General features: G+C 38.7%; 10 protein-coding genes. 8 read left to right on the top strand and 2 right to left on the bottom strand.

Annotated elements, in window-relative coordinates:
• Positions 1-58 precede the first annotated feature (58 nt).
• Genes IGI42_RS08755 through IGI42_RS08745 form a run of 3 tightly spaced genes read left to right on the top strand, consistent with a single transcriptional unit; the run spans position 59 to position 4,098 of the window.
• Entirely contained in the window at positions 59-1,249 is a 1,191-nt protein-coding gene (locus tag IGI42_RS08755; RefSeq protein ID WP_438715461.1) for a MalY/PatB family protein, read from the top strand.
• Positions 1,239-2,981, top strand: a complete 1,743-nt coding sequence (locus tag IGI42_RS08750) for a PTS sugar transporter subunit IIA (protein WP_438715460.1) — start codon at positions 1,239-1,241, stop codon at positions 2,979-2,981. Before IGI42_RS08755 ends, IGI42_RS08750 begins: the two co-directional genes overlap by 11 nt.
• Positions 2,982-2,994: 13 nt before the next feature.
• Positions 2,995-4,098: a M20/M25/M40 family metallo-hydrolase gene (locus IGI42_RS08745; RefSeq protein WP_438715459.1), complete on the top strand. Its 1,104-nt coding sequence runs from the start codon at positions 2,995-2,997 to the stop codon at positions 4,096-4,098.
• A gap of 69 nt (positions 4,099-4,167) precedes the next feature.
• Here IGI42_RS08745 and IGI42_RS08740 read toward each other — a convergent pair whose 3' ends face one another.
• Positions 4,168-5,289, bottom strand: coding sequence for an alpha/beta hydrolase family protein (locus IGI42_RS08740; RefSeq protein ID WP_438715458.1), 1,122 nt, complete (start codon positions 5,287-5,289; stop codon positions 4,168-4,170).
• Positions 5,290-5,448: 159 nt separating this feature from the next.
• On the opposite strand from IGI42_RS08740, the gene IGI42_RS08735 reads away from it, so the two are divergent.
• Entirely contained in the window at positions 5,449-6,042 is a 594-nt protein-coding gene (locus IGI42_RS08735) for a TetR/AcrR family transcriptional regulator (RefSeq protein WP_438715457.1), read from the top strand.
• Positions 6,043-6,165: 123 nt separating this feature from the next.
• On the opposite strand, the gene IGI42_RS08730 is transcribed toward IGI42_RS08735, so the two are convergent.
• Complete coding sequence (locus IGI42_RS08730) at positions 6,166-6,345, bottom strand: hypothetical protein (protein ID WP_438715456.1); 180 nt, start codon at positions 6,343-6,345, stop codon at positions 6,166-6,168.
• A gap of 304 nt (positions 6,346-6,649) precedes the next feature.
• Here IGI42_RS08730 and IGI42_RS08725 point away from each other — a divergent pair, with 304 nt between their 5' ends.
• The 4 genes from IGI42_RS08725 (at position 6,650) to pglX (ending at position 15,200) form a co-directional block, all read left to right on the top strand.
• A complete protein-coding gene (locus IGI42_RS08725) occupies positions 6,650-7,249 on the top strand; it encodes a DUF1819 family protein (protein WP_438715455.1) in 600 nt (199 codons plus the stop codon).
• A complete protein-coding gene (locus tag IGI42_RS08720) occupies positions 7,249-7,830 on the top strand; it encodes a DUF1788 domain-containing protein (RefSeq protein ID WP_438715454.1) in 582 nt (193 codons plus the stop codon). Before IGI42_RS08725 ends, IGI42_RS08720 begins: the two co-directional genes overlap by 1 nt.
• Positions 7,831-7,854: 24 nt before the next feature.
• The gene (gene brxC, locus IGI42_RS08715) at positions 7,855-11,514 is read left to right on the top strand and encodes a BREX system P-loop protein BrxC (protein WP_438715453.1); all 3,660 of its coding nucleotides are present in this window, start codon (positions 7,855-7,857) and stop codon (positions 11,512-11,514) included.
• A 62-nt stretch (positions 11,515-11,576) separates the two neighbouring features.
• The gene (gene pglX, locus IGI42_RS08710) at positions 11,577-15,200 is read left to right on the top strand and encodes a BREX-1 system adenine-specific DNA-methyltransferase PglX (RefSeq protein ID WP_438715452.1); all 3,624 of its coding nucleotides are present in this window, start codon (positions 11,577-11,579) and stop codon (positions 15,198-15,200) included.
• Positions 15,201-15,228: the final 28 nt, after the last annotated feature.

Below are 15,228 nucleotides of genomic sequence, written 5' to 3'. Positions count from 1 at the left end.
AGCGTGAGAGAAGAAGCCATCTTTTCTCACGCTTCTATACATAGGGGAGGTAAGACGAATGAGTTACAATTTTGATCGAATGATTGAACGAAAAAATACCTACAGCACCCAATGGGATTATATTGCCGATCGATTTGGTCGGTCGGATTTACTGCCTTTTTCCATTTCCGATACCGATTTTCAAGCACCGGCTGAAATTTTGGCAGAACTAAGAAAAATAGTGGATCACGGGGTGTTCGGCTATAGCCGCTGGAATCACGGTGACTACAAACAAGCCATCAGCCGACACTATCGGAATGCCCATCAAACAGAAGTACAAAGTGAATGGGTAGTTTACAGCCCCAGTGTTCTGTACAGTATCTCGGTGCTATTACGTCAGCTGACTAAAGAGCAGGAGCATGTTTTAGTTTTTGATCCGATGTACGATGCCTTCATCAATGTGGTTGAGAAAAATAATCGAAAACTGATGACTGTCCCGTTGGATCGGGAAACCAATTACGCGATTGATCTTGCCCTGTTTGAAGAAAAAGCGGCCCAAAGTCAGGTGTTTTTGCTATGTTCCCCACACAATCCTACCGGAAAGGTTTTTTCTAAATGGGAAATATCCGAGATGGTTAGGATTTGTCAAAAGTATCAAGTAACGATCATTAGTGACGAAATCCATAGTGATGTGATTTTATTCAGAAACACTCATCATCCTTTGTTGAATTGGTACAATGAGTATGAGCGTTTAATCATGGTCAGCTCGGCTTCCAAGACTTTTAATATCCCGGGATTGGGCGGGTCTTATGCGTTGATTCCCTCGAAGGAACTAAGAGAGGCCTTTTTAGTGCAGACCAAGGAGCGGGATTTTGTCAATTCTCCAAGTATTATGGGCATGACTGCGACAATGACCGCCTATAACCATTGTCAGGATTACAGGACGGACTTAGTTTCTTATATAGAAGGAAACATGACTTATTTAGCAAATTATCTTGAGCAGGAACTGCCAGAAATTGCTTTTCAGCTACCACAAGCGACTTATTTGGCTTGGCTGGATGTCCGCAAATTGGGGTATTCTTCTGAGAAATTGCAGGAAGGATTAGTAAACGTCGGTAAAGTAGGGATCATGCGGGGTGAAGTGTATGGTGAAAACGGCCGCGGATTTCTACGCATGAATCTTGGCTGTCCCCGAGCAAAAATGATTGAAGGCTTAGAACGCATGAAGCAGTCGTTGGACTACTTGAAGGATGAAAACTATGTTAAATGAAAGACAATACAGCATGATCGAATTGCTGACAAAAGCACCCTCACCGATCCGCGCCGATGAAATTGCCAAAATCGTGGTGAAATCAAAACGAACCATTATGCGGGATCTATCCAGCATCAAATTGTTTTTGGAAACCAATAATGTCGGTGAGTTAATTGTTCGTCCTGAACAGCAGGGCTACACGATTACGATTACCAACTATGATCGTTACGAAGAACTGATGATGAAAAATATTAACGACGAACAAGTTATTTTGTATCAATTGATCATGAATGAGTATGTAACGATCGAGTATTTAGCCGATTTGCTATTTGTTTCCCGGATCACTGCTTCGGAAAAAATGGGCGTGATCAAAGAAATGTATTCTTCAGTTCTAAATATCGTCGTTTCTCACAAGGGTCATCACTTAGCGGAATCCGACGTGACAAAATGCTTTTTGTTAAGCAATTTGGTGGGAACGAACTTGAAATACTACCTAGAGTTGGCTAACGTTACCCCGGAAAAGTATGAACTGCTGTTGTCCCAGCTGAAGCATTCCAAGCAGGTGGGGGATTATTTTCCTAATGTCATGGAAAGTCAGTTAGCCAATCTATTTATTGCCTGTATGTTGTATCCGAATGTTGCGGAAGAAGAGAACGAAGACTTTGAATATCTTTATGAAGCGTGCGGATTGGCCTACACACCACAAACGATCGGCAGCCTTAGTATGCTTTCAGATTATTGTGTTGAGACCAATTTAAATCTCACGATTACTCAAATTCAGCGGGTGCTGCAGGTAATCGAGCAGGAAAATAGCATTACCTTTTCGAATGTAGAGCTGTCCAAGCAGCTGTATCATCATTTGAAGCGGATTTTGTGTTATCCGACTTTTTTGAAGAACAAGGAAATTCATAATATCTCGAATATTAAGGCGTTGTATCCTTTTGCCTTTGATCTTGGCATTGTTTTTATCAATTATATGAAAAAGTTCTACGACTCTCGGATCACTAATGGCGATCTGGTTGGCTTGTATTTTACGGTGGGGATGGAAGAAATGATGAAGAAAAACCACCACATCTTGATTTATTCGCTAGTAAATTCGATTGCCAATATCAATCGGCAGCTGATTGAGGCGACGATTTCCAACTGTCAGGTAGAAATTGTTGATTCGTTGCAGGAGGTAAATCTCAAGGACTATTCATTGATTGTGAACAGCTCCGGCGAGACGCTGGAGGTTCAGCTGCCGGTTTTTAATACCGAATATATCCTTAGTGAAAATGACTTAGCCGATCTAAAGGCGATGGTGGAAAATATTAGTATTGGCTACAATGTCCAAACGATTTTCCCCAAGGAGTATAGCTTTACTTATCATGTGCAGGAGCATGAAAGCTGGTTTGATATTCTGGAGCGAATCTGTTCCCGTTTAGAAGAATCCTTAGTTATTTCCCGCGAGGAAGCGACGAAAATTATTGAGCGAGAGAAATCCGGCAATCCGCTCTTGATCAATAATTATTCCGTCCCTCATTGCATCAGCAAACGAGAAAATTTTGTGATCTGTATCTACGTCCATTTGGATAAACCGGTGATGGTGGAAACGACGATGGTGTCCCATGTCTTGTTGACCATGATGAATCCCAACGTAAACAAGTCTATTAATATTTTTAAATTCTTGTATCGTTATTTGCAGGAGCAGGAAGAACAGCTGGCAACAATCGAAAGCTATGATGAGTTTATTCAGTTTGTAGAAAAGTAAGCAGGTGACCAGTGTGAAGGATGTTACGGAACTATTTTTAGCGTTAGTCAAAATTTCTTCTCCTTCTAAGCAGGAACGGGCAGTAGCAGATTACATTAAGGACTATTTATCAAGGTATTCAGAGCTGACGATTGTAGAAGATGATACCGGAGAAAAAATTGGCGGTACTAGTGGGAATGTAATCGTTCAGCTTCCAGGCAAGGGATCGAAGCTTTTGTTCGATGCCCACATGGATACCGTTAGCCCTTGCCAGCAGGTGAATCCGCAGATTGAACATGGGATTGTCCGCAGTGATGGCACAACCGTTTTAGGTGCCGATGATAAAAGCGGCGATGCCTTGATGCTGGCGCTGATTGATCGATTGTTGCTGAAGGACACGTATCCTTCGATTACTTTCCTGTTTACTGTCTGTGAAGAAGAAAGTCTGCAAGGAGCGAAACAGCTAGATCCCAGCTATTTGCAGAAGATTGATTTTGCTTATGTCCTAGATGGCGAAGGACCGCTGGGTACGGCAGTGGTCAAAACACCTCATGGCTGTAAAGGAACCCTGCGCATTATCGGAAAAGAAGCCCATGCCGGCGTTTGTCCGGAAAAAGGAATCAATGCCTTGGCTGTCGCTGCCGAAGCGATCACCCGATTACCAATGGGGCGAGTAGATGAAGAGACCACCTGTAATATTGGCGTGGTGAAGGGCGGCAGTGCCACCAATGTCGTAATGGGCGAGATCGAGATGCAATTTGAGGCTCGCAGCTTTGATCGGCAAAAATTAGAAAAACTGATTGAACAGGTGAAGACTGAATTCCAGATGGTGTGCCAAAAACACGGAGCAACTTTTGAAGAGACGCTGAGCTATGGCACCCCCGGCTATACAATCGATGAGCAGGACGAGATCATTTTACCTTTCAAAAGAGCCTGTGAGAAAAATGGCATCAGCTATCAAGGAGCAGCCTGCGGTGGTGGCAGCAATGCCAATGTGTATCGGATGCGAGGGATGAATGCCGTGAATCTATCCACGAATATGAAAAATATTCATTCGGTGGATGAAAGTATTGCTGCAGCTGATTTGGAGATGATGCTGGAGGCTTTGGTTTCGCTGGTGGGAGAGTTTGTGGACTGAGCATAAGTTTAAGAAGCATCGATTCGTGGAGTTCGGGAATCGATGCTTCTTTTTGGTTTTAATTCTTTCTTATTTCATCATCCGATCCAACAACCAGTCCACACCATAGGTACAAGTCTTCTGTGCTTCATTATTGCCGCAGTGAACATTGCCGGGAACTTCGTAATATTCCTTATCTTCACTGGACGCATTGCGATAAATGGTCTTCGCGCCCTCTACACCAATCACCGGATCTTCTTCCGTATGCTCCACTAGTAATGGGCAGGTAATATTTTTGATCACATCATCCAGATTCATCTTATGGGAAATTTCTGCCGCTTCATCCAAGGTTTCCACATTGAATTTAGTTAGGAAATTATACATATAGAAACGCTCAATCCCTGCGAAGGTGTGCATTGTTAACTGATCCAGCTGCGAACAACCGCCACGAACCACTAAGCCGGCAAATTTATCCGGATATTTACAAACGGCACTAGTAGCTAAGTAGCCGCCAAAGCTTACCCCCATAATGCCGATATTGTCGCCAACATCTGGATTGTCCAAAATGTAATCCACCACAGCCAACACGGCCTCATCGTAATTACTTTCCGTCAAATACAGCTCACGATTCAAGTTGCATTCCCCTTGACCCGGACCATCAAAGATCAATGCCGCACAGCCCCGATCTACCACCGTTTTGGCAATGACAAAGTTTTCTTCCTTAAAGCCAGTCGCACCTACGACACAAATTACTACCGGTACATCTTTGGTAGCATTGTTAGGCAAAGCCAGATAAGCCGGCATCATTTTGCCTTCAAAAGGAATCTCAATGTAGTGAACGTTTTCATTTTTTGCCAATTTTTTATGCAGCTTAAAGCTGTCTACCAATTTGCCGTAAATCCGATGCTTTTCTTCCCCAAAATCCTTGATCCCATAATCACCTAAACGATACATAGCATTGGCATTGAAATAATACTCACTAGCCGTCTCCGTATGTCCCGCTTCTTCATTTTTCTTGGCATAGCTGTAAGCCTCGTCACCTAGACGCTCACAAACTTCCACGAAATCTTTCGCATCTTCTGGGGCAACCGCTTCAAAGGTCTCAAGGTTCAACTCAGTTTCTGCCATCATTTTGATGAAATCCTCAGGCGACATCCCGCCACCTAAAATTCGTCCAACATCCTGCGCAGGGGGTCTTTTTCTAATATCCATCATAATCGCTCCTTTTTTCTAGTACACTGTACTGTTTACGCTTTCATAGTACACTGTACTGGAAAGGATGTCAATACCCGATTTTCTGGTGTATACTTTAACCAACAGAAAAAATACGCTGGAATCCCCCAGCGAGGAAATAAAAACGAGGTGTAACCCATGACCGATACAAAAACAAAAATCTATTTAAGCGCCAAAGAATTATTCAAGGAACGCGGCTACAGCGAGGTTTCCTTGCGGGATATCGCCGAACATGCCGGCACCACCATCGGCAATCTAACCTATCACTTTCCTAAGAAGGAAGATCTCATGCTGCGGCTGCAAGAAGAGCTGTACAGCACCTTCTTTAACTTCATCGATGCCGAAATCACCGATGAAAATGCCTGGGACCTATTAAAAAACTCCATCAGCGAAATCCAAGAAATCCGTAGCACCAATATGTTCTACTACAAATACATCGTGAATATCCACGAAGAATTTCCTTCAATGAAGACCGAACTACTGGAATTCAGAAAGCGGTTGGTCACTTTTTACCGGAAAATCTTTTTGACCTTAAAGAAAACTGGGATTATGCGCAGCGATCTTGCCGATGCGGACTACGAGAACTTAACGACACTAGTCTCCCATCTGACCTATAGCTGGTATCAGGTGACCAGTCCTTATTATGATAGTGAGGATGAGGTGGAGTTGGAGGAGGCGCTTGTTGGGTTGGTGAGGAGTTATTTGGTGGGGGAAAAGCAAACTTTTCGTTGAAGTGATGGCAATAGTAATACTGATTAGGTAAGATAATAAATCATCAGTATTCTCTATCTTTTGAGCACAAAAATAGCACTCAATCATTTTTACCGATTGAGTGCTTATAATCGACTCTTAAAGTCAGCAAGTTCTTTTTTTTACCTCCTCTCGTTCTTCAAGAGAAAGATTCTCTTTTTGCTCTTTATAAAGAGCAACCAGATTTTTATATTCAATTAATTGTTGGTACTTATACCAGTCACCCATTGTTTTGTCAGGATAGTTCTCTTTATATTCTGGATAGTCCATATACGGATACTTCATTAGTTCACCTACTTATAAGTTAAGCTATACTTTGCAATTCTTTCGTTTAGAATTTTATCATAGTAATTTATAAATGATATAAAGATTTTGAAATAGTTAAATGTGTCTTATCAGGAAGAAACGAACGGTCAGGCAGTTTGCCTGACTGTATTTGAATACATAACAAATTAAGCAAAAGTAAATCAATTAGCTCCCTGCAATTCATTTAATAAATACCTCTCCCTCATCCATTCAAAAAACGCGCTAAGATTGTTATAATACATAAGTAGTCTATTTTACAAAGTACATATAAAGGAGTAATTGGATGGCTAAAAAATATTCTGCAAGTCTAGTATCCAAGCGTTTTTGGTTTTCCGAGTTCAAGCTGTATGTCCAATTACGACTAGAAGGATACTCAGACTCAGATATAAGAGAAAAAAATGAGCAAGAAAATATTTTCTTAGCAGCGAGTAGTGGCCGGCAAATAGAAATTTATCAGAGTGTAAAAAGGCGCATTAGCACTTTAGACGAAGCTGGGTTGCAGCTTTTTAACCAAGTAGATATTGATAATCAAAAACTACTGAATTTGATCACGGTATTACTCCTGGATAATCTTTTTACAGAGTTCATGACGGAGGTATATTCTGAAAATTTACGTAAAGGTAATATGCAGCTGTCATCGATTGATTATCGTTCTTTTTTCACAGAGAAGCAGCGGTCATCAGAAGCCGTTTCGCAATGGAAAGAATACACAGTTAAGCGACTTATCTCAGCTTATCAAACCTATCTGCTGGAAACGGGATTGCTTCGAAGTGAGGAAAATGGATATAGAATTACACCGATACTTTTAGATAAACGAATCATGCAATGGTTAGTAGAGAAGAATCGAAAAGATATTGTCTTAGCATTAGGAGGAAGTTTGTAATGTCATTGCCAATTCAGGAACATTTGGAGAAATTGGACGAAACGATTCAAAAGGAAGACTTTTTACTCAACCGCGGATTAGGTAATGAGGTAGGCTATTATATTTTTGACTATGATCCGAAAGATGAGCTAGCAGTCAGGGAACATATGAAAGAGCTAGAAGGCACTTTTTTAGGGTCGGAGAAGAATTATGAAGTGAAAAATTTCAACTTGTATACTATCATGTTGAATTATCTGGAGGAGCGTGGCTTCACAGAAAAGGCGATCAAAATGGAAGAAAGACGTGGCATGCAAAAATTAGTTGAAAGTATCGGGCGTCTTTTGAAAATGGATCAAGCTGAAGAAAGCAATGTATTCTTTGAATATGTCAGTTCCCACACTCCAGAGAATGCGGTGGTATTTTTGACAGGGATTGGGGAGCTTTATCCATTGGTAAGGGCGCATTCGATACTAAATAAAATGCATCAAGTGTTCGATCGAGTGCCTGTCGTGATGATGTACCCTGGGGAGTACGATAAGCTGAGTTTGACCATTCTCAATACAAATAAGGACGACAATTATTACCGAGCATTTAGAATTTAATTGGTGTAGAAAGCGGGAGAGAATATGTTGATTAAGGATATTTTTGCGAAACCGATTGATCGGAATATCCAAGGGGTTATTAAAGTTGGTCAAGCAAAAGAAGAAAATGTTCAGCAAGAGCTAGAAGAATATGTTGTAACGAGAGAACTGCAAAAACACTTTAAAACGATCTTTGATGCGTATCAAAGAAGTATCAATGAACCTACTGACAAAATGGGTGTCTGGATTCAGGGGTTCTTTGGTTCAGGTAAATCGCACTTCTTAAAAATTATTTCCTACCTGCTTGCGAATCGAGAAGTTGGCGGCAAGAAAGCAATTGATTACTTTAAAGAAGACGGAAAAATTAAAGATGCAATGACACTGGCTACTATGGAGCGGTGTTCTCAAATAAATACAGATGTTATTTTGTTTAATATCGATTCTAAAAGTGATGCTGGCGGTAAGAAAGACAAAAATGGGATTGTGAACGTCTTTTTAAAAGTCTTTAATGAGATGCAAGGGTTAAGTACGATCCCACATCTGGCAGATTTTGAACGCCGTCTAATCAAAGAAGAAAAATATGATCGTTTTAAAGCCGCTTTTGAAGAGATCAACGGCATGGAGTGGGAAGCAGAACGTCACGAATTTGACTGGATTCAAGATGACATCAAAGAAGCTGCACTGAAAGTAGACTTCATGAGTGAAGGTGCGATTGATAATTTCTTAGAGAAAGCTGCAGGAGAATACCTGATTAGTATCGATGACTTTGCTAGACTTGTGAAGGATTATCTTGATTCAAAAGATGGCGATCGCCATGTTGCCTTCTTAGTCGATGAAGTTGGTCAATATATTGGAGGAAATCGGGAACTGACTCTGCAATTACAGACAGTAGTCGAAGACTTGGGCCGTATCTGTGAAGGAAAAGCCTGGGTACTGGTTACCAGTCAAGAAGCAATTGATCATGTAACCAATTTTGATAATAACTCTGACAATGATTTTTCAAAAATCAAAGATCGTTTTGCAACAACTGTTAGTCTGTCTTCAGCCAATGCGGATGAAGTGATCAAAGAACGTATTCTGAAGAAAAAAGAATATGCTAGTGACACGTTGAAACTAGAATATGGAACTGTTGAAACTGAATTAAAGAATAAATTGCTTTTTGTCGATAGTCCAGAATTGAAATTATTTGAGAATGAAGAAAATTTTGCAGAGGTTTATCCATTTGTTCCTTATCAATTTATTTTACTAGGACAAATCTTGACCGAAATTCGTAATCACAGTTACCAGGGATCAAACTTATCATCAGGAGAACGTTCGCTGTTAGCAATGTTTAAAGAGGCTGCTGAACGAAACAAAGAAAATGAAACAACTGCGCTAGTTTCTTTAGACCAGTTTTATTATTCTTTGGAACGCTGGATTGATACTGCGATTAGCCGAGTGATTACGCAAGCAAGTGACAACTCTCATGTCTTAAGACCCACCGATACTGATGACTTTAATATCAATGTTTTACGTGTTCTCTTCATGATTAAATATGTCGACAATGCAATCAAACCAAATGTAGAGAATATTACAAGTTTGATGATTAGAGATATTGGCGAAGACCGTCTGGCGACAAAGAAACGGGTAGAAGAAGCTCTAGAAGTATTAATCAAGCAGAACTACGTTAGAAAGAATTTAGATAGTTATATCTTCCAAACTGATGAAGAGCAGGAGATTACTCGCGAGATTAACAAACAAAATATTAGCGATACCGATTTAGTTGTTGAATTGTCTAAACGGATTTTCGATGGTGTACTTGATCGCAACAGCTTCGCCTACGAGAAAGCAGGAATGGCCGGCGGAAACAAGTTTAAAAATCGCTACACCTTTACTTATGCACAAGTATTGGATCAGCGCCCGTATAAACAAGTAACAAATGCCGATATGACAGTGAACTTTCTTTCCCCTTATTCAGATTTAGCAGGGGATGATGCATTAATAGCACTTAGAAGTTCACGTAATCTGCTATTTATCGAATTGCCAAACGATAAAGAATTCAAAGCAGACCTGGCGACTTACGTGAAAATGAATCACTACCTAACCACCACTTATACTAGTGTTGTGAAGAATTTTGATGCGATTCGTTCTGAAAAATCAGGAGAACTGCAAGAGTTAAGCGCTAGTTTAAATGACCAATTAAACGAGTTGCTGAAAGCAGCGAAATTTTTCTACAATGGAGCTGAGATTCAACTACCAGGTTCTGATTTCAAAGGCAAGTTCCAAACAGCACTTCAAAAAATGGCGGATGAAGTTTATCACAAACTAAGTGAAATTGATGCACCAAAAGAAAAAGAAGATATCATTCACCTGCTTAGAGAAAGTAATAACGGGATGTTTGAAGATGAATCCAACAAATTAGCTGTTCAAGAAATATTTAATTTTATTACTGATCAAAAGAAAAATCATTTGACCATCACAATGAAAAGCATTCGTGACCGGTTTGAAACAAAACAACCTTACGGATTTAATGAGCTGGATGTCGAATGGTGTATAGCTAAACTATTTGTCTCTGGAAAAATAGATTTGCTTTATAATAATGTTCCAATGTCTCGGATGGGCGATGCTAATACAAATGTTGCTATTATCCAAAAAAGACGCGAAAGTGAAAAGATCAAAATTGAACCAAGCGTAGTCATTTCCTCGAAAGCGAAGAAACTCGTTGACGAAATTGGTCGTGATTTATTCCGAAGCAGCAGTATTGTTGACGAAAACAATAATGAGCAAACAATGACTAATTTCAAAAAGCTGACAAAAGTACAATTGGACAATTTAGCGTTTAACTATTCTAGCTCACGTTATTCGTATCCTAGTGCTCATGATTACGAAGAAAACAAAAAGTATCTTGAAGTAATCATGAACACCCAGAACGTTGAAGACTTCTTTAACACAGTGAAAAAGTATCGTGAGGAACTATATGATTGGGCAGAAACCTACGAGAAAATAGAGAGCTTCCATAAAGAGGGCAGTGCGCAGAAACGGATTTGGGAACGTGTGCAAGACAACATTAATAAAGTTGAAAAAAGCCGGAGCCAAACCTCTAATCCTGACATTAATCAATTAATGGAAGATATGAAAAAAATACTCAGAAAAGCTGATCCATATTCTGATATTAGTACGCTTAACGAATTAAGCGAACAGTTCGCTAACGAATATCTAAAACTTTTAGAGGAGCAAAGTCAGGAAATTCTAGAAACTTTAGAAGAAGAAAAAAGGGCTACGTTCCAGTTGTTGGAAGGCAAAGAATTCAAAGATGAGTTTCTACCAAAAGTTGACGCAGCTTTTCGAGAATTGAAAGAAAAGATTGAGCAAGCAGATGCAATTGATGATCTTAAGTTTTTATCATTCAATGTGAAAGAACAATTTCCAAGATTCAACCAGATGTTTGACCAAGAAGAAAATCGTAGACGAAACGAAGAATTAGCACGCCAACAGATAGCAGCAGCTAACAAAGTTAAAGAAGTGAATAAAGATACACCTGATCCAACTCCAGAAGTTGAACCAGAAATCACCAAAGTTGAGAAAAAGACTGTACCTTTAAGAAGCTTGAATGTTCATGTCAGAACCATTAAGACAGAAGCGGATATAGACGAATTAACGGCGGAGATCAATCGAAAGTTAAAAGCACAACTGGGAGAAAATGTAGAGATTAATATTCAGCTTTAGAAAAAAACAGGCATAGTGAAGGATGCCTGTTTTTTCGAAGCAAATTTGGAAGGAAAGAACAGATGGATAAAAAAGCAATTAAGAACTTTGCTGTTAGCGCTCGAAGAAAGCTGATAGACGAAGTTTCAACTAAAGCTAAACGTTTAGGGATCAGCGAGAACGGAATCGAATCAGCAAAACAAATTGACTCAAATTTACAAGAGATAGAATCATCTGGCCTACGGATTCAAGGAAAAGAAATTGCTCAACGAAATCAGTTAATTGCTGAGTTGAACAAACGAGCAGCCGTAACTTCCCATAAAGAAGCATTTCAAGAATTAGTCGAAGAAGTTGCTTACACATGGTTCAATCGGTTGATTGCTATTCGTTTTATGGAAGTCAATGACTACTTACCAGATACTTATCGAGTATTATCTAGTGAAACGAATGGAAAAACCGAACCAGATATTATCACTGATATTTATGATGCTGATATCTATGAAGAACTATCTTCAAATGAACAGCAACAAGTTCAGCAGTGGAAAAATGATAATTCTGCAGAAGCAATGGATAGACTTTATCGATTGGTTTTTACAAAGATTTGTAATCAGCTGAATGACTATTTACCTGAACTATTCGAAAAGGTAGAAGACTATACTGAGCTACTATTCACTGCTTCATACATTAAACAAGATGGTGTGATTGTTGATCTATTGAATGTACCTGAAGCCAATTTTGATATTCAACAAGGTGGACAGGTAGAAATTATTGGTTGGTTGTATCAGTATTATAATAGTGAGCCGAAAGATCAAGTATTTTCTCGACCAAGCTCACAGAAGATTAGAAAGCAAGATATTCCAGCAGCGACACAATTGTTTACACCAGACTGGATTGTCCGCTATATGGTAGAAAATTCGTTAGGTCGTTTTTATATCGAAAAGCTACTAGGTAAAGGTGATACACGATCTGAGAAAGAAATCGCTCAAAGTTTTAACTGGATCTATTACTTGGAAACTGCAGAGCAACCTGAGAACGTGATTATCGAGCTTAAAAAGGAGCAACAAGAAAAAGCTAACTATGCTATAGAAGACATTCATTTTATTGATCCATCTATGGGTAGTGGTCATATTTTAGTTTATGCTTTTGAGTTGTTTATGCAACTGTATGAAAATGAAGGATACTCATTTAAAGAAGCAGCTATCCTGATTCTAGAAAAAAATCTATTTGGTTTAGATATTGATAAACGGGCAAAACAACTTGCTTATTTTGCTTTGATGATGAAGGGGCGGGAATACAATCGGCAACTATTGAGACGTCAGATTAACCCAAATGTCTTTGATGTTCCCGAATCTAAAGAGTTACAGCAGGATCAAGATTTTTTAGATTCTGTTAAGCAATCTTTCAACGATGAGGAACAGTATAATAATTTAGTGCAAATCATACAGTATTTTACGAATGGTAAAGATTTTGGGTCATTAATTAAGATTGGAGAGAATTTTGATTATGAGTTGTTGATGGAAAAGCTTAAGAAATTTCAACAAGAACAAACGAATGGATTATTTGCGGAAATTGATATACTAAAATTGTTTCAGTTAGTAAATATGTTGACCGTAGCCAGATTGTTATCAGAAAAATACGAAGTAGTTGTAACTAACCCACCATACATGGGAAGTAGTGGTATGAATAAAATTCTTTCTGGTTTTGCAAAGAGATATTATCCTGTTAGTAAAAGTGATTTGTTTGCAATGTTTATTGAACAATGTGAATATTTATCAGATAATCTAGGATATTGTGGCATGATCACACAGCAAGCTTGGATGTTTCTATCAAGTTATGGGAAATTACGCAATAAAATAATAGATAAGACTTCAATCATTAACATGGCAAATTTGGGACCGCGTGCTTTTGAAGAAATTGGTGGTGAAGTGGTTCAAACTACAACTTTTATCTTGCATCCTAAAAGTGTCGAACTATATGAAGGGGTTTATATTCGCTTAGTGGAATATACCTCACAAATCAGTAAAGAAAAGGCTTATTTAGACACAATTAATAATAGAAACCATACAAATAAGTTCTGTATTAATCAAACCAATTTCAAAAGTGTACCGGGAATGCCGATAGCTTATTGGATAGGGATAGAATTTTTTAATGCATTTCGAAATTCAAATGATATATCTGAGTATTCTGAGGCGGTTAGTAAAGGAATTTTTACTGGGGCAAATGATAGATTTTTGCGACTGTGGCACGAAGTTAATATAAAAGACATTAAAAGTGGGAAATGGAATAAATATGCTAAAGGAGGGCAATATAGGAAATGGTACGGAAACGCACAAAATGTAATTCTTTGGGAAAACAATGCTCAGAAACTTAGAAAATTTGAAGGGTCAGGAATGGGAGCCTCAAAATATTATGGGAAACCTCATATTGTTTGGTCTGGTATATCTACGGGTAAACCTTCATTTAGATATGATAAATCTGAGGTTTATTTCGACGACGTTAGTCCGGCAATTATCTTTTCGGATTTCTCAAATCTGAAATATTTATTAGCTTTACTAAACTCCAAGCCCATAGAACACATGCTAAAATTTATTGCGCCAACTATGCATTTTCAAATTGGAGACATACGTTCTTTGCCTATCAAAAGTAATACATTAGAAAAAGACAAGATTGATAAGGTAGTAGAACAAAATATCCAAATTTCAAAAGATGATTGGGATTCATTTGAAACTTCATGGGATTTTAAAATAAACCATATAGTTAGCTTATCAACTTGTTTAATTTCAGATGGTTGGAAAAAGTGGACTAAAAAAGTGGAAACGAATTTAGAAAAATTGAAATCGAATGAGAAATTTTTAAATGATGTATTCATTAATATGTACGGATTACAAAATGTAATGACTTCGGAAATTTCTGATAATGATATCAGTTTATACTGCAATAAAATGATTGTAGATATTAAAGGCTTGATATCATACTCAATTGGGGTCATTTTTGGACGCTATTCCTTGAATGAGGAAGGCTTGATCTACGCTGGAGGCGACTGGGACCCTTCACGCTACAGAAAGTTCCAACCCGACAAAGATAACGTCTTACTGATTACCGACGATGAATATTTCAAAGACGGTGAATTCGATATCGTCAATCGCTTTATCGATTTTGTTGAAGTCACGTTTGGCGAAGAAACGCTGGAGGAGAATCTACAGTTTATCGCAGATACTTTAGGCGGAAAAGGAACTAGCCGAGAAATAATTCGTCGCTATTTTGTAAAAGACTTCTACAAAGATCATCTGAAAACCTATTCTAATCGTCCAATCTATTGGCAGTTAGATTCCGGTAAGCAAAATGGATTCAAGGCGTTAATGTATTTGCACCGTTACACTCCTGACCAACTAGGTAAAGTGCGGACAGAGTATTTACACGAACTGCAAAAGGCTTATGATAATCGGATTGAATTACGCCAGCAGCAAATCTCAACTAGCGAAAATCAAAAAGAAATCAATGCTATGAAAAAAGAAATCGAGAAAATTCAAAAGCAGTTAAAAGAAGTTCGCGAATACGATGAAAAGTTAGGACATTTGGCATTGAAACGAATCGAATTAGATTTGGATGATGGGGTAATTGTCAATTACGATAAGTTGCAGCGTGATCCTGATACCGGTGAAAAGTATCAGATTCTTGCAAAAGGTGTTAAGGAACCGAAAAAATAGTTAAGAAAAGAAAGTTGTTTTGTGGCAA

The organism is Enterococcus sp. AZ109, from assembly GCF_051714625.1.
Lineage (GTDB): Bacteria > Bacillota > Bacilli > Lactobacillales > Enterococcaceae > Enterococcus_A.
This window is presented reverse-complemented; position numbering and strand designations above follow the sequence as displayed.

Bases quoted from the DNA above. Each gene is read 5' to 3' on its own strand.
- IGI42_RS08755 (WP_438715461.1), top strand. From the start codon at position 59: ATGAGTTACAATTTTGATCGAATGATTGAACGAAAAAATACCTACAGC.
- IGI42_RS08750 (WP_438715460.1), top strand. From the start codon at position 1,239: ATGTTAAATGAAAGACAATACAGCATGATCGAATTGCTGACAAAAGCA.
- IGI42_RS08740 (WP_438715458.1), bottom strand. From the start codon at position 5,289: ATGGATATTAGAAAAAGACCCCCTGCGCAGGATGTTGGACGAATTTTA.
- IGI42_RS08735 (WP_438715457.1), top strand. From the start codon at position 5,449: ATGACCGATACAAAAACAAAAATCTATTTAAGCGCCAAAGAATTATTC.
- IGI42_RS08730 (WP_438715456.1), bottom strand. From the start codon at position 6,345: ATGAAGTATCCGTATATGGACTATCCAGAATATAAAGAGAACTATCCT.
- IGI42_RS08725 (WP_438715455.1), top strand. From the start codon at position 6,650: ATGGCTAAAAAATATTCTGCAAGTCTAGTATCCAAGCGTTTTTGGTTT.
- IGI42_RS08720 (WP_438715454.1), top strand. From the start codon at position 7,249: ATGTCATTGCCAATTCAGGAACATTTGGAGAAATTGGACGAAACGATT.
- brxC (WP_438715453.1), top strand. From the start codon at position 7,855: ATGTTGATTAAGGATATTTTTGCGAAACCGATTGATCGGAATATCCAA.
- pglX (WP_438715452.1), top strand. From the start codon at position 11,577: ATGGATAAAAAAGCAATTAAGAACTTTGCTGTTAGCGCTCGAAGAAAG.